Source organism: Amycolatopsis sp. MEPSY49, from assembly GCF_051337345.1.
Lineage (GTDB): Bacteria > Actinomycetota > Actinomycetes > Mycobacteriales > Pseudonocardiaceae > Amycolatopsis.
Window position 1 is genome coordinate 1355736 of the sequence record NZ_JBDLYJ010000001.1, and the last position, 16352, is coordinate 1372087.

14 protein-coding genes are annotated in these 16352 nt (G+C 70.8%); 7 read left to right on the plus strand and 7 right to left on the minus strand.

The genetic code is table 11. The annotated features are described in order from the left end of the window. Positions 1–73 precede the first annotated feature (73 nt). The 3 genes from ABFJ78_RS06790 to groL all read left to right on the plus strand — a co-directional run bounded on the left by ABFJ78_RS06790 (position 74) and on the right by groL (position 3931). Entirely contained in the window at positions 74–280 is a 207-nt protein-coding gene (locus tag ABFJ78_RS06790) for a cold-shock protein (RefSeq protein ID WP_329054617.1), read from the plus strand. A gap of 131 nt (positions 281–411) precedes the next feature. Beyond that, positions 412–1881 carry a serine/threonine-protein kinase gene (locus ABFJ78_RS06795; protein ID WP_436384877.1) on the plus strand — a complete coding sequence of 490 codons (1470 nt, stop codon included), beginning with the start codon at positions 412–414 and terminating at the stop codon, positions 1879–1881. A gap of 421 nt (positions 1882–2302) precedes the next feature. Then, positions 2303–3931 carry a chaperonin GroEL gene (gene groL / locus ABFJ78_RS06800; RefSeq protein ID WP_003085442.1) on the plus strand — a complete coding sequence of 543 codons (1629 nt, stop codon included), beginning with the start codon at positions 2303–2305 and terminating at the stop codon, positions 3929–3931. 53 nt (positions 3932–3984) lie between these two features. Here groL and ABFJ78_RS06805 read toward each other — a convergent pair whose 3' ends face one another. Continuing rightward, positions 3985–4308 carry a hypothetical protein gene (locus ABFJ78_RS06805; protein ID WP_436384878.1) on the minus strand — a complete coding sequence of 108 codons (324 nt, stop codon included), beginning with the start codon at positions 4306–4308 and terminating at the stop codon, positions 3985–3987. A gap of 238 nt (positions 4309–4546) precedes the next feature. After that, positions 4547–4765 carry a PspC domain-containing protein gene (locus ABFJ78_RS06810; protein ID WP_364452217.1) on the minus strand — a complete coding sequence of 73 codons (219 nt, stop codon included), beginning with the start codon at positions 4763–4765 and terminating at the stop codon, positions 4547–4549. A 335-nt stretch (positions 4766–5100) separates the two neighbouring features. Here ABFJ78_RS06810 and ABFJ78_RS06815 point away from each other — a divergent pair, with 335 nt between their 5' ends. Beyond that, entirely contained in the window at positions 5101–5874 is a 774-nt protein-coding gene (locus ABFJ78_RS06815; RefSeq protein WP_436384881.1) for a nucleotidyltransferase domain-containing protein, read from the plus strand. 28 nt (positions 5875–5902) lie between these two features. On the opposite strand, the gene ABFJ78_RS06820 is transcribed toward ABFJ78_RS06815, so the two are convergent. Further along, the gene (locus ABFJ78_RS06820; protein ID WP_436384883.1) at positions 5903–6832 is read right to left on the minus strand and encodes an o-succinylbenzoate synthase; all 930 of its coding nucleotides are present in this window, start codon (positions 6830–6832) and stop codon (positions 5903–5905) included. A gap of 72 nt (positions 6833–6904) precedes the next feature. On the opposite strand from ABFJ78_RS06820, the gene ABFJ78_RS06825 reads away from it, so the two are divergent. Next, the gene (locus tag ABFJ78_RS06825; protein ID WP_436384884.1) at positions 6905–9694 is read left to right on the plus strand and encodes an AfsR/SARP family transcriptional regulator; all 2790 of its coding nucleotides are present in this window, start codon (positions 6905–6907) and stop codon (positions 9692–9694) included. A 149-nt stretch (positions 9695–9843) separates the two neighbouring features. Here ABFJ78_RS06825 and ABFJ78_RS06830 read toward each other — a convergent pair whose 3' ends face one another. The 3 genes from ABFJ78_RS06830 to ABFJ78_RS06840 all read right to left on the minus strand — a co-directional run bounded on the left by ABFJ78_RS06830 (position 9844) and on the right by ABFJ78_RS06840 (position 12836). Then, positions 9844–10689 carry a DUF72 domain-containing protein gene (locus tag ABFJ78_RS06830; RefSeq protein WP_436384885.1) on the minus strand — a complete coding sequence of 282 codons (846 nt, stop codon included), beginning with the start codon at positions 10687–10689 and terminating at the stop codon, positions 9844–9846. A 394-nt stretch (positions 10690–11083) separates the two neighbouring features. Continuing rightward, a complete protein-coding gene (locus ABFJ78_RS06835; RefSeq protein WP_436384886.1) occupies positions 11084–11845 on the minus strand; it encodes a DUF4253 domain-containing protein in 762 nt (253 codons plus the stop codon). 340 nt (positions 11846–12185) lie between these two features. Further along, positions 12186–12836: a DedA family protein gene (locus tag ABFJ78_RS06840; RefSeq protein WP_436384887.1), complete on the minus strand. Its 651-nt coding sequence runs from the start codon at positions 12834–12836 to the stop codon at positions 12186–12188. Between the two features lie 109 nt (positions 12837–12945). Between ABFJ78_RS06840 and ABFJ78_RS06845 the strand changes: the two genes are divergently transcribed. Together ABFJ78_RS06845 and ABFJ78_RS06850 are read left to right on the plus strand one after the other, a co-directional pair. After that, on the plus strand, positions 12946–14061 hold the full coding sequence (locus ABFJ78_RS06845; RefSeq protein ID WP_436384888.1) for a sensor histidine kinase: 1116 nt from the start codon (positions 12946–12948) through the stop codon (positions 14059–14061). Next, complete coding sequence (locus ABFJ78_RS06850) at positions 14052–14696, plus strand: response regulator transcription factor (protein WP_436384890.1); 645 nt, start codon at positions 14052–14054, stop codon at positions 14694–14696. The genes ABFJ78_RS06845 and ABFJ78_RS06850 overlap by 10 nt, the downstream gene beginning before the upstream one ends. Before the next feature lie 2 nt (positions 14697–14698). On the opposite strand, the gene ABFJ78_RS06855 is transcribed toward ABFJ78_RS06850, so the two are convergent. Further along, entirely contained in the window at positions 14699–16345 is a 1647-nt protein-coding gene (locus ABFJ78_RS06855; RefSeq protein ID WP_436384891.1) for a DNA repair helicase XPB, read from the minus strand. Between the last annotated feature and the right edge of the window lie 7 nt (positions 16346–16352).

The window sequence follows — 16352 nt, forward strand, 5'->3', positions numbered from 1 at the left end:
GGTAGCGTGATTGGCACTTCCGCCGCTGGCATCCGCTCGGGCCAGCGGATCCTTTGTGCTGAGGGAGGGCGCCGTGGCTGTCGGCACCGTCAAATGGTTCAACTCGGAAAAGGGCTACGGGTTCATCGAATCCACCGACGGTCCGGACGTGTTCGTCCACTATTCGGCCATCCAGGCCGAAGGATTCCGCACTTTGGACGAAGGCGACCGCGTCGAGTTCGAAGTCCAGTCCGGGCGCGACGGGCGTAGTCAGGCGGCGGACGTCCGCAAGGTGTCATAGCAGCTTCCGGGGTCCGGGGGCGGGCTCCGGGCGGGGTCTGGGGGCTGCACCCCCAGGCGGCGCAGCAGCGCTGATCACCCGATTGGCGAACCCCCGGCAGCCTGCGAACCTGGGACGTTAGGCTGCCGGGCGTGACAGGCGATGTGTCGGGGGACCTCACCGGTCGCCGGCTGGGCAACTACCGCATCGACGGGGTGCTCGGCAAAGGCGGCATGAGCGTGACCTACAAGGCCACGGACGTGCGTCTCGGCCGCAAGGTGGCGCTGAAGGTCATCGGTGACCACCTCGGGGCCGACGCCGAGTTCCGCGAGCGGTTCGTCGACGAGGCGCGCAACACGTCCGCGATCGACCACGCCAACGTCGTGCCGCTGTACGACTTCGGCGAGCTCGACGGCATGCTCTACATCGCCATGCGCATGGTCGACGGCGGCGATCTCGCCGGGTTGATCTCCGGTGGCCCGATCGCCCCCGCGCGCGCGTTGACGATGCTCGACCAGGTCGCGGACGCCCTCGACACCCTGCACAACCGTGGTCTGGTCCACCTCGACGTCAAGCCGGCCAACGTGCTCGTCACGAAGAAGGAGACGTCGCGCGAGCACGTGTACGTCGCCGACTTCGGGCTGACGCGCCGCGGCGCGACGGGGCACCGCACGCGCGGCGGCGACTTCCTCGGCTCGCCGACGTACGCGGCGCCCGAGCACCTGCGCGGCGAGCCGCTGGACGGGCGCACCGACCAGTACGCGCTGACGTGCGTCCTCTACGCGTGCCTGACCGGCAGCCCGCCGTTCAAGGGCGACGTGCCGACGGTGATCAAGGGCCACCTCAACGGCGACCCGCCGTCGATCTCCCGGGTGGTCGCGCTGCCGCCGGCGATCGACGAGGTGGTCCGCCGCGGGATGGCCAAGAACCCGGCCGACCGCTACCCCAGCTGCGTCGAGATGATCGCGGCGGCCCGCCGTGCGCTCGGAGCCCAGGCGGCGTCGGACACCCCACCGGGCCCGCCCGGGTCCAATTCGGGTGGAATCCCCGCGCCGCAGCGCCATGGTCAGGTACAACAGGGGCCGCACCAGAACAGCGCACCGCAGGGAGAGGGGGCCCCCGTGCACCCGTACGGAGGACAGCAGCAGCCCGGCTACGGCCAGGGCCCCGGTCCCGGCGGTCCGCAGGGCCCGCCTGGCATGCCGCCTCAAGGCATGCCGCCGCAGGGCCCGCCGCCCGGGTACGGCTATCCGCAGCAGCAGGGCATGCCGCCGCAGGGCCCGCCCCCGGGGTACGGCTACCCGCAGCAGCAGGGCATGCCTCCGCAGGGCTACGGTCAGGACCCGATGCGGCTGCGCCCCCCGATGCCCGCGGGCGGCGCGGGCGCGTTCCACCAGCCGAAGAGCGGCGGCGGCAAGAAGTGGATCTTCATCGCGCTCGGTGTGCTGGTGCTGGCGGGCCTGGTCGTCGGCGCGATCTTCCTGTTCAGCGACAGCGGCAGCGGAGGCGGCGGCACGACGACGGCCCCGAACATCCCGGTCGGCCCGGGTGACTCGCAGGGCAACCCGACCTCGTCGCTGAACGCGCCGCCGACGTCGATCTCCATCAAGCCGGGCAACTGACCCCTCCCGGAGGTCAGGTCAGCGCAGCCGATCCGGTCGCCCACATGTCATGAAAGGGTCGTTCACCTCGTCAGACGACATGAACGACCCTTTCATGACATCGCCGCGACGCCGGGCAGACCGCGCGGCCACGACTTTGCCGGAGCCCTGACCTCGGATGCCGTGAACGAGTCGTTCATAGCGCCGGGCGGCCGCTTGATCGTGCCGCGCTGAGCAGGTCTTCTTGCACTCTCCATCCGAGAGTGCTAAACACGGTGTTGGCACTCGACGCCGTCGAGTGCCAAAGGTCGGGACGGTGAGGCTGACCCCCACCCGGGTCCAGTCGTCCGTCGCGGGCACCGAGCCTGGCCGAGGAAGAGTCCTGCTGCCGCCGCTGTAGACAGCGCGGCGGTGGCGCCCAATACCGGAGGACCACACCGCAATGGCCAAACTGATCGCGTTCGACGAGGACGCCCGCCGCGGTCTCGAGCGCGGCTTGAACACCCTCGCCGAAGCCGTCAAGGTGACCCTCGGCCCGCGGGGCCGGAACGTCGTGCTCGAAAAGAAGTGGGGCGCGCCGACCATCACCAACGACGGTGTCTCCATCGCCAAGGAGATCGAGCTCGAGGACCCGTGGGAGAAGATCGGGGCCGAGCTCGTCAAGGAGGTCGCCAAGAAGACCGACGACGTCGCGGGTGACGGCACCACCACCGCCACCGTGCTCGCCCAGGCCCTCGTCCGCGAGGGGCTGCGCAACGTCGCCGCCGGCGCCGACCCCATCTCGCTGAAGCGTGGCATCGAGGCGGCCGTCGAGGCCGTCACCGAGCAGCTGCACAAGGCCGCCGTCCAGATCGAGACCAAGGAGCAGATCGCTGCTACCGCCTCGATCTCGGCCGCTGACCGCACCATCGGCGAGCTGATCGCCGAGGCGCTGGACAAGGTCGGCAAAGAAGGCGTCGTCACCGTCGAGGAGAGCAACACCTTCGGCCTCGAGCTCGAGCTCACCGAGGGCATGCGCTTCGACAAGGGCTACATCTCCGGTTACTTCGTGACCGACCCGGAGCGTCAGGAAGCCGAGCTCGAGGACCCGTACATCCTCCTCTTCGGCTCCAAGATCTCCACCGTCAAGGACGTCCTGCCGCTGCTGGAGAAGGTCATCCAGTCCGGCAAGCCGCTGCTGATCATCGCCGAGGACGTCGAGGGCGAGGCCCTGGCCACCCTCATCGTCAACAAGATGCGCGGCACCTTCAAGTCCGTCGCCGTCAAGGCCCCGGGCTTCGGTGACCGCCGCAAGGCGATCCTGCAGGACATCGCGATCCTGACCGGTGGCCAGGTCATCTCCGAGGACGTCGGCCTCAAGCTGGAGAACGCGGACCTGTCCCTGCTGGGCAAGGCCCGCAAGGCCGTCATCACCAAGGACGAGACGACCATCGTCGAGGGTGCGGGCGACGCCGACCAGATCCAGGGTCGCGTCAACCAGATCCGCGCCGAGATCGACAACTCGGACTCGGACTACGACCGCGAGAAGCTGCAGGAGCGGCTCGCGAAGCTGGCCGGCGGCGTGGCCGTCATCAAGGCCGGCGCCGCGACCGAGGTCGAGCTGAAGGAGCGCAAGCACCGCATCGAGGACGCGGTGCGCAACGCGAAGGCCGCCGTGGAAGAGGGCATCGTCGCCGGTGGTGGCGTGGCCCTGATCCAGGCCGCCGAGGCCGCGTTCGCGGGCCTGAAGCTCGAGGGCGACGAGGCCACTGGCGCCAACATCGTCAAGGTGGCCGTCGAGGCCCCGCTCAAGCAGATCGCGATCAACGCCGGCCTCGAGGGCGGCGTCGTGGTGGAGAAGGTCAAGGGCCTGCCGCAGGGTCACGGCCTCAACGCCGCCACGGGTGTCTACGAGGACCTGCTCGCCGCCGGCGTGCCGGACCCGACGAAGGTCACCCGCTCCGCGCTGCAGAACGCCGCGTCCATCGCGGCGCTGTTCCTGACCACCGAGGCCGTCGTGGCGGACAAGCCGGAGAAGGCTTCGGCCGCTCCCGCCGACCCGTCCGGTGGCATGGGTGGCATGGACTTCTGAGCCACGCCTGAAAAGAGCCCGGTCCGCTTCGGCGGGCCGGGCTTTTTCTATGGTTATGGTCGGGTGAAGAACCAGACGGCGTAGGCGCCCAGGATGACGACGCCGAGCGCGAGCACGCCGAGGCCCCCGAGCCAGGCGGTGCTCGCTTCTTCGGCTTCGAGCGCGACGACGATGGCGCCGATGCCGGTGAGCAGGATCCAGATGGCCAGTCCGGCGGCGGTGTAGAGGACGGTCTTGGTGACGCTGGTGCTGCCGGTGTCGTCGAAGGCGAGGACGACGAGGGCGGAGAAGGCGGTCAGCCCCAGCCCCGCGATCAGGTAAAGCCCGCCCAGAATCCCGACGACGACCTTCGCCGCCGTTCTGCTGCCTTGATCCACGACCGCGAACCCTAACCCCTCATCCGGGGTTCACGTCGAGCTTTTTGGGCTGGCCGGAGTAGGGGTGTACGCCGAACGGCCCGGACGTCCCCTTGGCGTCCGGGCCGTTCCTCGTGACTCGCCGCGTCCCCCGACGGCGGCGTTCCCCGCGCCCCCGCGCCCCCGCGCGAGTGTCTTCGGTGCACCCCCGGTGTCCGGCGGGCACCGGCTCCCCCTGCGAGCCGGCGCCCGCCCGGCGTCAGGAGTCCTCTTCGGGCGTCAGAATCGCGGCGGCGACGTAGACGGGGATGGCGATCCCGACGGAGAGAAAGACGGCGGCGACCATGCCGATGCGCAGGACGCTGGCGTCGATGCCGAGGTAGGTGGCCCAGCCCCCGCAGACACCGGTGAGCATCTTGTCGCTCTTGCTGCGGCGGAGCTTCTTGGTGGTTTCCGGGGTGTACACGCTGTTCGTCATGCAGCAATAGTGGCTCGGAGCGAGGTGCGGCCACATCGGGAACGGCCCCGACCCCGACCCTGAACTTGACCTCGGGGAAAACCGGATGCTCCCCGGGGCCGAACGTGAGTTGTCCCCAGGCGGGCCGTGATGTGGACAGCTCGCTGCCGCGGGTCCGATTTTCCGGCTTCCGTCGGTGGTCGCCGATAAGATGGACTCGGGGCAGCCCCCCTGGGAGCGGCGGGGGAGGTTTGGTCCCGTGGCGGCGGGATTGCCGCAGCATCGGCCGCAAGTCCGGCCCGGCCGGCCGAAAACCACGTGCTCCCGGCCCCGGCCGCCCGGTACAACTTCGGACCATGAAGCACGACACCCCGGAGTTCGCCGCGATCGCCGAGCGGGGCACGATCCTGCGCTGCCAGGTCGGGTCCGGGCTGCACGGTACCGCCGTCGACGGTCAGGACGACCGCGACGAAATGGGCCTGTGCGTGGAACCCGCCGAGTACGTCAGCGGGCTTCGGCGCTTCGAGCAGTACGTCTTCCGTACCCAGCCCGAAGGCGTCCGGTCCGGGCCCGGCGATCTCGACCTCATCGTCTACTCGCTGCGCAAGTGGATGCGGCTCGCGCTCACCGGGAACCCGACCATCCTGCTGCCGTTGTTCGTGCCCGCGCACGAGATCGTTCGGATCACCGAACTCGGCCACGAACTGCGTGCGAACGCTACGAAGATCGTCTCGCGGCAGGCCGGGCTGCGGTTCGCCGGCTACCTGCGGACCCAGCGGCAGCGAATGCTCGACGGTGCGATCAAGGTCAACCGGCCGGAGCTCGTCGAGAAGTACGGCTTCGACACCAAGTACGCCATGCACATGGTGCGCCTCGGTGTGCAGGGCGTCGAACTGCTCGAAACCGGCCGGATGACGCTGCCGATCGCCGAACCCTGGCTGACCTGGCTGCGCGATCTGCGGCGGGGGAAGCACACGCAGGACGAAGCCCTCGCGGCCGCCGCCGAGCTGGAAGACCGGCTCGGCCGCCTGGTCCGGGGTGCCTCGCCCCTGCCCGAAGAGCCGGACCGGGACTGGGCCGACCGGTGGCTCGTGCGGGCCTACGGCTCGGCCTGGCAAGCGGCGGCGTGACGTCGTGAGTGAGAAACCGTTTTCTCACTCACGACAACCCGCGCACCCGCTCGAGCCTGGCTTCCCACGCGGCTCGCACCTCGGGTGCCGCCGGATATGCGTCCGTCGGTTCCGGAGCTTGACGCAGCACCGGCAGATATCCGTCCACAGGGGACAATGCTGACGCGCAGACGTCCCCCTCCAGCAACGAAATCGTCCCCAGGCCACACGCGAACTCCAGCGAAGGCAACGCGCCCGCCAATGCCAGCCCCGCCGCCAAGCCGACGCTCGTCTCCACCGCCGACGACACCACGCACGGCAGCCCGCACGCCTCCGCGACCTCCAACGCCCGCCGCACGCCGCCGAGGGGGGACACCTTCAGCACCGCGATGTCCGCCGCTCCCGCGACCGCCACCTTCAGCGGGTCCTCCGCGCGGCGGATCGATTCGTCGGCGGCGATGCGGACCGAGACCCGCCGGCGGACCGCCGCCAGGTCCTCGATCGTCGGGCACGGCTGCTCCGCGTACTCCAGCCCGCCCGCCGCCTTGTCGAGGTCCGTGATCGCGCGGACCGCCGTGTCGACGTCCCACGCCATGTTCGCGTCGACGCGGACCGCGCCGGACGGGCCGAGCGCGTCGCGGACCGCCGACACCCGGTCGCAGTCGTCGGACAGGGACGACCGCGGGTCCGCGACCTTCACCTTCGCCGTGCGGCAGCCGGACGCGCGGACCAGTTCGTAGGCCTTCTCCGCGCCGACGACCGGCACCGTCGTGTTCACCTCGACCCGGTCGCGGACCGGCGCCGGCCAGCCCGACTCGCTCGCCTCCAGCGCCGCGTGCAGCCACGGCACGCTCTCGGCGTCCGAGTAGTCGGCGAACGGGCAGAACTCGCCCCAGCCCGCCGGGCCGGGCAGCAGCACGCCTTCCCGGACGGTGATGCCGCGAAAGCGGTTGCGCAGGGGGATCGCGTAAACCTTCATCGCCGCCGATCATGCCATCCCGACTTGCGGCGAACGGCTGCCGAACAGCGCGTTTCCGGCAAGAATGTTCCCGTGGTCCTCGACTTCCGCGTGCTGGGTCCGGCCGAGGTCACGGCAGACGGCCACCCGGTGCCGCTCGGGGGCAGCCGGCCGTTGATCGTGCTGGCCGGGCTTTTGCTGCGCGCGAACCGGGTCGTGCCGGTCGACGAGCTCGGCCGCTGGCTCTGGAACGACGACCGCCGCCGCTCCAAAGGCGCACTCCAGACGTACGTGCTGCGCCTGCGCCGCGCCCTCGGCGACCAGGTCGCGATCCGCACCGAGAGCGGCGGCTACCTCATCGAGATCGACGACGACCTCCTCGACCTGTCCCGGTTCCGCGCCCTCGCCACCCGGGGCAAGGCCGCGGTGGATCGCGGCGAAAGCCGCCAGGCGGCCGCGCACTTCGCCGACGCGCTCGCGCAGTGGCGCGGCCCGGCGCTGCTGAACGTCGAGTCGGACGCGCTGCACCGCGACGAGGTCGGCCAGCTCGCCGAAGAACGGCTGCGCGTGCGCGAACAGTGGGCCGACGCCCTGATCGACGTCGGCGAGTACGGCACCGTCGTCCCCGAACTGACCCGGCTGACCAGGGAAAACCCGCTGCGGGAGCGGCTGCACGAGCAGCTGATGGTCGCGCTGTACCGGTCGGGCCGCCAAGCCGAGGCGCTCGACGTCTACCGCCGGATCAGCGCCGTGCTGGCCGAGGAGCTCGGGCTCGACCCCGGGCCCGCGCTGCAGCGCACCCGCCAGGCCATCCTGACCGGCACCGACGACGGCCACGTCACCCCGGCGCGCTACCGGCTGGGCGCCGAGCCGCAGGTGCCGCACCAGCTGCCCGCCGACCTGCCGACGTTCTCCGGGCGCGAGTGCGACCTCAAGGCGTTGCACGCGCTGCTGCCGGAGGCGATCGACGCCGACACGTCGACACCCATCGCGTCCGTCGAGGGCATGGGCGGCATCGGCAAGACGACCCTGGCCGTGCACTTCGCGCACGAGATCGCCGACCGGTTCCCCGGCGGGCAGGTCTACCTCAACCTGCGCGGCTACGGGCCTGGCGAGCCGATCGAGCCGTCGGCGGCGCTGGAGGCGATGCTGACCGCGCTCGGCGTGCCGTGCGAGGCGATCCCCGGCGACCTCGACGGCCGCGCGGCGAGCTGGCGGACGCACAGCGCGGGCCGGCGGCTGCTGGTCCTGCTCGACAACGCCAACCGCACCGAGCAGGTGCGCCCGCTGCTGCCGGGGCCGGGCTGCCTGGTCGTCATCACGAGCCGCTGGCAGCTGCGGGGGCTGGTCGCGACGCACGGCGCGCGGCGGATCGCGCTGGCGGAAATGGGTGAAGAGGACGCCGTCGAGCTGCTCGCGTCGACGATCGGCCGAGACCGCGTCGCGCGTGATCCCGCCGCGACCGAACGGTTCGTGCGCTACTGCGGCGGGCTGCCGTTGGCGATCCGGATCCTCGCCGTGCGGGCGGCGCAGTTCCCGGACCTGGCGCTCGACGAGTTCGTCGACTCGCTGGACGCCGACCTGCTCGGCTCGTTCGACCTCGCCGACGGCGAAGGCACGAACATCCGGTCGGTGTTTTCGTACTCCTACCAGGCGCTGGAGCCGTCGACGGCGCGGCTGCTGCGGCTGCTCGGGCTGCCCACCGGCGTCGACTTCACCGCGCCGGCGGCGGCCGCGGTCGCCGGTCTGGACCTCGTGGCGACTCGGCCGAAGCTGGAGACCCTGGCCGCCGCGCACCTGCTCGCCCAGCCGCGGCCCGGGCGCTATCAGTTCCACGACCTCATCCGCGCGTACGCGGGCGAAGTCGCTTCGCAGGTCGACACGGCGTCCGAGCGCGACGCGGCATTGGACCGGCTGCTGGACTGGTTCCTGGCGTCGGCGCTGAACGCGTCGCGCCGGATGCGGCCGGAGCGCTACTACCGGCTGCTGGAGCTGGACGACCTCGCCGGCGGCCTGTCCTTCGCCGGGTACCACGACGCTTTGGACTGGTTCGGCGAAGAGGCGGGCAACCTGATCGCCGCGGTGCACCTGGCGCGGAGCCGGCGGGACGACGTCTGCTGGAAGCTCGCCTGGCTGCTGCAAAGCTACTTCGTGACGCGCTCGCGGCTCGACGACTGGCGTTCGGTGTTCGTGGTGGCGCTCGAAGCCGCCCGGGCGAGCGGCCACCGGCCGGGCGAGGCGGGCATCCTGAGCGGGCTCGGCGTGGTCAACGGCGTCGCGCGCGAGTACGACGAGTCGCGGCGCTACCTGGAGCAGGTGCTCGCGATCCAGCGCGAGCTCGGCGCGCGGGAGGGCGAGGCGCGGGCGCAGTACAACCTGGCGATGGCGGCGCACAACCTCGACGACTACGCCTGGGCGTACGAACACGGGATGCAGGCGCTGGAGATCGTCCGCGACCTGGGGCTGGGCGCGTTCGAAGCGAGCGTGCTGCGGGCGCTCGGCGACATCTGCACGTCGATGGGCGACCACGACCAGGCGCTGCGGCTGGCGGATGCCGCGCTGGCGATCCTGGGGCCGGACGGCGAGCCGGTGGACACGCGGTTCACCCTGCACACGCGGGGGCTGGCGCTGGTCGGGCTGGGCCGCGTCGACGAGGGGATCGCGGCTATCCGCGAGTCGGTCTCGATGTTCTTCGAGATGGGCGAGCAGTACGAGGCGGCGGACGTGCTGGCCCAGCTGGGCACGATCCACCTGCGCCACGGCGATCGGGCGCTGGCCAGGGAATGCTGGGTCCGGTCGGTGCGGTTGCTGACGGAGCTCGGGCACCCGGACGCGGACGACGTGCGCGCCAAGCTGGCGGCGTTGGTGGGCGCTGGGAGTTGAGCCCTGGGCGGCCGCTCCGGCTGCTACCGAGGCCGGCGGCGCTGAGGGGAGCTGGGCTGGGCGGACCGTCCGCGTGCCGACCCCCAGCGACAGCACGCGGGCCGGTCCGGCCCGCGTGCCCACTCAAGCCGATCGCGCTCACTGTCCACTCACTGTCTTGTCGGCGGAGCCACGCCGAGCAGGTCGGCCAGGGTTTCGGCGTTGCGGGGTGCCTCGACCTTGACGTCGTTGTCGAAGTAGACGTGGACGTCGCGCTTCCCGCCGTCGTGCCAGGTCCGGATCTTGTCGGCCCAGGCGCGCAAGGCCCGGTCGGAATAGCCGCTGACGTACAGCTCCTCGTCGCCGTGGAGGCGGACGTAGGCGAAGTCGGCGGTCTGGTCCTCCAGGAACGGCCACTTGCCCGCGGTGTCGGCGGTCACCAGGGCGATGCCGTGTTCTTTCAGCAGGTCCTTCGCCGTGGGTTCGGCGAAGGTGGGGTGGCGGACTTCGAGGGCGTGCTTCAGGGGCTTTCGCGGTCCGGGTTCGAGGTAGGGGTCGCCTTTGAGCTTGTCGTCGTGCTTCGTGGCGAGCTGGGCGGCTTCCGCCGTCGTGCGGGGTAGGAGGGCGAAGAAGTTCGCGAGGCGGTCGGGGTCGAAGGTCAGTCTGGGCGGCAGCTGCCAGAGGAACGGGCCGAGTTTCGCGCCCAGTGCGAGGACTCCGGACGCGTAGAAGTTCGCCAGTGCCGTTTCGACATCTCGGAGTTGCTTCATGTGGGTGATGAAGCGGCCGCCTTTGACCGCGAAGAGGAAGTCCTCCGGGGTCTCGTCGAACCAGGCTCGGTAGCGCTCCGGGCGTTGCAGGGAGTAGAAGGAGCCGTTGATTTCCACCGCGTTCATCCGGCGCGAGAGGTATTCAAGCTCTCGGCGCTGTGCCAGTCCTGGTGGGTAGAACACTCCGCGCCAGGGTGGGTATCGCCAGCCTGACGTGCCGATCCGGATCTCGGCGATCGCTCTCACCGCCTTTCCGCGGTGGGTGATTCCCGGAGTGGGGTGGGTCCAAACGCCGTGGTGCCGGGACCGGTGGGCTGCGGATTGGGACGGGTGGCCCAGTTTTGGGGACGGGCGTCTGAGCGGGCCTTTGTGGTGTTTGGTCATGGTCTGCTCGCTTCTGGTGCCGTGAGAACTGCTTGTCCTCGCCGGACGGGCAGGCTCTGGGATGACCTTGGGTTTTGCTGTCTTCTCGCCTTTGTTGGGGGGTCGCTGGGTGGTCATCCCGTCGCCTGATCGAGGCCTATCACTTTGAGCCAGGCCCGCAAGGTTGCTCTGTCGTCTTGCTTTGGGTGGTGGGTTGCGGGCCTAGCTCTTTCTTCTGGTCGCGCCGCCGGCTCCGGTTGCGGGCACCCGCGTTCGCCTACGCCCAGGAGAACCTCCACAGGCGCGACTGCACCAAACCCGACGCGTACTCCCGCAGATTTCCCGGCTGCCCCGCGAAAGTCGGCAAGCTGAACGCCCGATGCTCCGCCGCCACCGTCAGCGCCCGCGCCTGGTTCCTCGGTGGTGCCGCCACCGACAGCTCGATCGAATCGAACCCCAGCACCACCAGCGTTGCCCCGAAACGGTCCTCCCAGCTCCTCAGCACCGCCGACAGCTCGGCCACCTGGTCCGTGCACTTGATCATCCCCGTCCAGCCCAGCAGTGCCGGGATGTCCGCCGGGCGCTCGGTCTGGACCAACCCCAGCCGGTGCGGGGCCCGGTTCGCCAGGATCGAACCCGTGTTGCCCGCTTCCGCCAACGGGTCCGACCTGCGCGCGCTCTTCTTGGCCAGCCCGGGAAACCGTGCGCCGAACGGGCGGAGGCACGCTCCGTCGCAGCAGGAGCCGTCCCACCAGCGCTCCAGCGCGCCCGCCGGGTCGGCCGACGCCACCCGGTGGCCCGCCGGGGCCAGGCGGCCTCGGTCGTCGATCCAGTCCTCGCCGTTCGCCGCGAACCGCTGGTCGTGGGGGATCAGCACCGGCCACAGGCCGGACCGGTCGAACTCGGCCACGCAGCCCAGGTAACGCTCGGGCCGGGTCAGCGGCAGGTCGGACACCCACAGCCGGCCGTGCCACGACCCCGGTGGCAGGGTCTGGACCGGCGGCGCGGGCGTACCGGGGCGGAGCGGTGCGATCGTCATGGACGTCCCCTCGAACTTGTGTTCGGCTACTGCTCCTCGAACAGTAGTTCGAGGGTCCGACAATTTCCAGCGATCCGGCCGCTCATCCGTTCGAGTGAATCAGTAAATCCGCAGGTCAGCGCGTTGCTGATGCTCGTGTGACGAAAGGTGTTGCTGGGACACGCCACTGCGCCGAAGGGGTGGCGGCGCACGACGAGACGAACCCGACAGACCGGTCCTGCCCAGCCGGTGACCGATCGCCGGACCGGTGGCGTGGGCGGCTTCCGGCTCACGAACTACTGACCGCGCGGGGTGCGGGCCACGCCGAGGGGCGTGAACCGCGCCCGTGCGCCGCGGCCGGTCATCGCGCGGCCGGCCGGCGCTGCCGCAGCCGCACCACCACGAACAGCCCGATCGCGATCGCCACCGCCGCCAGCACGACGTACTGGAGCACCGACGCGTAGCGGTCGACTAGCGACCAGCTCTCGCCGAGCAGGTAGCCGGCGACGACGAACGCCGTGTTCCACAGCAGGCTGCCGGCCGTGGTGAGCAGGAGGAACCGGCCGGGCGGCATGCGTTCGACGCCGGCGGGCAGCGAGATCAGGCTGCGGAAGATCGGCACCATCCGCCCGAGGAACACCGCCTTGCCGCCGTGCCGCGCGAACCAGGCCTCGGTGCGGTCGAAGTCGCCCACGCGCAGCAGCGGGACGCGGGCCACCAGGGCGCGGGTGCGGTCGCGGCCGAGCAGCGCGCCGATCCCGTAGACGATCACCGCGCCGGCCAGCGAGCCCAGCGTCGTCCAGAACAGTGCGCCGAGCAGGGTGAACGCGCCTCGGCTGGCGGAGAACCCGGCGAGCGGCAGTACGAGCTCGCTGGGAATCGGCGGGAACAGGTTGTCGAGGCCGACGATGATGGCGGCGCCGGGCCCGCCGAGCGAGTCGATGAGCCCGACGGCCCAGCCGGCCAGTCCGGTCATCGGTTCGGCGGGGGTGGAGGCGAGCGAAAGGTCCATGCCCTCGAACGTACGAATCGGCGACCGGAAGCACATTGCCGAACACCACCCGGAAAGACTGCGGAAAACCGCAATGTGGACCGGCCATCGCGCTCGCTAGCCTGAGGCCGTGATCATTTGGGCTGCGCGCACCACAGCGGGCGTCGGCCTCGGCGCGCTGACCGCGATCGCCGAGATGCTGTACGTCCTGCTGAGTGCACCCCTGCTCGTCGTGCCGGCGACGCGCCGGGGCGTGCTGCGCGGGGCCCGGGAGCTCGCCGACGTGGAACGCGCTCGGCTGCTTCGGTTCTTTGACAACTACAACGACAACGATTACGACGGCCGCCGGGCACTGCAGTACCTCTTCCCGCGTGCCTTGGTCGGCTTGCTCGGACTCGGCGTGTGGGCGTGCGTCGGCGCCGGAGCGGTCGCGGCCGTGTTCTACGCCAAGCAGCTGGCCGCCGGACGCGCACCCGGTGGGCAGGGCGATGGGACCGCCGGCGGCTGGCTCCTGATCGTGATGCTCGCGACGTTGGCGGTGTTCCTCTGCTGGCAGGGGATGGCGGGCGTCGCCGAGCTGGACCGGCGGGTGGCCAGTCGATTCCTCAGCCCGAGCACCCGGACGCTGCTGGAGCGCCGGATGTCCTACCTCGCCAACAGCCGCGCGGAGGTCGTCGAGGCGGTGAACGGCGAACGCCGCCGCATCGAGCGCGACCTGCACGACGGCGTGCAGCAACGGCTGGTGGCGCTGGGCGTGCTGCTCGGCCGCGCCCGGCGCACGGGGGACACCGAACTGGTCCGGCAGGCGCACGAGGAAGTGCAGGAGGCCCTGCGCGAGCTGCGCGAGGTCGCCTGGCGCGTGTACCCGATCGCGCTCGACGAAAGCGGTCTCGACGCCGCTCTCGAATCCCTCGCCGAACGGGCGGACGTTCCGGTCGAGGTGCGGTACACGCTCTGGTGGTTGCCCTCGCTCCCGCTGGCGACGGTGATCTACTTCGTGGCGTCGGAGTCCGTCACCAACGCGGCCAAGCACTCCGGCGCTACGCGGATCACGATCGACGTCCGCGTCGACGGCGAGAAGATCGTGGTGGAGATCGCCGATGACGGTTCGGGCGGTGCCCGGGTCGCCGGAACCGGTGGGCTCAGCGGGCTGGCGCGCCGGGTGGCGGCGGCGGACGGCGAGTTCGCCGTGGACAGTCCGGCGGGCGGCCCGACGGTCGTGCGGGCGGTCCTCCCGTGCGTGTGATCCTGGCCGAAGATTCGACCCTGCTGCGCGAAGGCCTGGTGCGCCTGCTGGCCGAGGAGGGCCACGAGGTGGTCGCCGCGGTCGGTGACGCCGAAGCGCTTCTCGAAGCGGTGAGAACGCACCAGCCGGACGTTGTCGTCACCGACGTCCGGATGCCGCCGACCCACACCGACGAAGGTCTGCGCGCGGCACTGGAGATCCGGGAAGAACGGCCGGACACCGGAGTGCTCGTCCTCTCCCAGTACGTCGAGACGCGGTACGCCGCCAAGCTGATCAGCGGTGACGGTGGCCGGGTCGGTTACCTGCTCAAGGACCGCGTCGCCCAGGTCGGCGAGTTCCTCGACGCACTGGAGCGGGTCGCCGGGGGCGGCGCCGCCTTCGACCCCGAGGTCGTGCGGCGGCTGGTCGCCCGCACGTCCCACGAGGACGCGCTCGGGCGGCTGACCGCGCGCGAGCGCGACGTCCTGGACAAGATGGCGCAGGGCCACACGAACGCGAGCATCGCTCAGCTGCTGTACGTCTCGCAGAGCTCGGTCGAGAAGCACGCCAACGCGATCTTCGACAAGCTCGACCTGCCCCAGTCGGCCGGGTACAGCCGTCGCGTCCTGGCCGTCCTGCGCTACCTCGGGTCGTGACCTCAGAGCGGCCGGAGCAGATCGTCCGCGTCGACGATGTGGTAGGCGTACCCCTGCTCCGCCAGGAACCGCTGCCGGTGCGCCGCGTACTCCGTGTCGACCGTGTCGCGCGACACGATCGAGTAGAAGTGCGCCTGACGGCCGTCGCCCTTGGGACGCAGGAGCCGGCCGAGGCGCTGGGCCTCCTCCTGGCGGGAGCCGAACGTCCCGGAGATCTGGATGGCCACCGACGCCTCGGGCAGGTCGATCGAGAAGTTGGCGACCTTCGAGACCACCAGCGTCCGGATCTCGCCGCGGCGGAACTTGTCGAACAGCTCCTCGCGCTCCTTGTTGCGGGTCGCGCCCTGGATCACCGGCGCGTCGAGCTCGTCGCCGAGCATCTCCAGCTGGTCGAGGTACGCGCCGATCACCAGCGTCGGCTCGCCCGCGTGACGCTCCACAATGGACTTGATCACGGGCGTCTTCGTCAGCGCCGTCGCCGCGAGCTTGTAGCGCTCGTCGGCCTCGGCCGTCGCGTACTCCAGGCGCTCCGCGTCGGTCAGCGTCACGCGGACCTCGGTGCACTTCGCCGGTGCGATCCAGCCCTGCGCCTCGATGTCGCGCCACGGCACGTCGTAGCGCTTCGGCCCGATCAGCGAGAAGACGTCGCCCTCGCGGCCGTCCTCGCGCACCAGCGTCGCGGTCAGGCCGAGGCGGCGCCGGGACTGCAGGTCCGCCGTCATCCGGAACACCGGCGCCGGCAGCAGGTGGACCTCGTCGTAGACGACCAGGCCCCAGTCGCGCGAGTCGAACAGCTCCAGGTGCCGGTACTCGCCCTTGGTCTTGCGGGTGATCACCTGGTAGGTCGCGATGGTGACCGGGCGGATCTCCTTCTTCTCGCCGGAGTACTCGCCGATCTCCTCCTCGGTCAGCGATGTCCGCGCGATCAGCTCGCGCTTCCACTGCCGGCCGGCGACCGTGTTCGTCACCAGGATCAGCGTCGTCGCCTCGGCCTTGGCCATCGCCGCCGCGCCGACCATCGTCTTGCCCGCGCCACACGGCAGCACGACCACGCCGGAGCCGCCCGCCCAGAACGCCTCCGCGGCCTGCCGCTGGTAGTCGCGAAGCTGCCAGTCCGTCTCGTCCAAGGCGATCGGGTGCGCTTCGCCGTCGACGTACCCGGCGAGGTCCTCGGCCGGCCAGCCGACCTTCAGCAGCGCCTGCTTCAGCCGCCCGCGCTCGGACGGGTGCACGATCACCGTGTCCTCGTCGATCCGGGCGCCGAGCATCGGGCTGATCTTCTTGTTCCGGACGACCTCGGTCAGCACCGCGCGGTCGGTGGTCGACATCACGAGGCCGTGCGCCGGGTGGTTGGCGATCTGCAGCCTGCCGAACCGGCCCATCACGTCGACGACGTCGATCAGCAGCGGCTGCGGCACCGGGAAGCGCGAGTACGTCGTCAGCGCGTCGACGACCTGCTCGGCGTCGTGGCCGGCGGCGCGCGCGTTCCACAAGGCCAGGGGCGTGATCCGGTAGGTGTGGACGTGCTCGGGCGCGCGTTCGAGCTCGGCGAACGGCGCGATCGCGATCCGCGCGTCATCGGCCTGGGGGTGGTCGACCTCCAGGAGCACGGTCTTGTCGGACTGGACGATCAGCGGGCCATCAGTCACAACTACT

Excerpts from the sequence above, each read along its gene's own strand:
- groL (WP_003085442.1), top strand. The coding sequence starts at position 2,303 with ATGGCCAAACTGATCGCGTTCGACGAGGACGCCCGCCGCGGTCTCGAG.
- ABFJ78_RS06810 (WP_364452217.1), bottom strand. The coding sequence starts at position 4,765 with ATGACGAACAGCGTGTACACCCCGGAAACCACCAAGAAGCTCCGCCGC.
- ABFJ78_RS06815 (WP_436384881.1), top strand. The coding sequence starts at position 5,101 with ATGAAGCACGACACCCCGGAGTTCGCCGCGATCGCCGAGCGGGGCACG.
- ABFJ78_RS06820 (WP_436384883.1), bottom strand. The coding sequence starts at position 6,832 with ATGAAGGTTTACGCGATCCCCCTGCGCAACCGCTTTCGCGGCATCACC.
- ABFJ78_RS06835 (WP_436384886.1), bottom strand. The coding sequence starts at position 11,845 with ATGACGATCGCACCGCTCCGCCCCGGTACGCCCGCGCCGCCGGTCCAG.
- ABFJ78_RS06840 (WP_436384887.1), bottom strand. The coding sequence starts at position 12,836 with ATGGACCTTTCGCTCGCCTCCACCCCCGCCGAACCGATGACCGGACTG.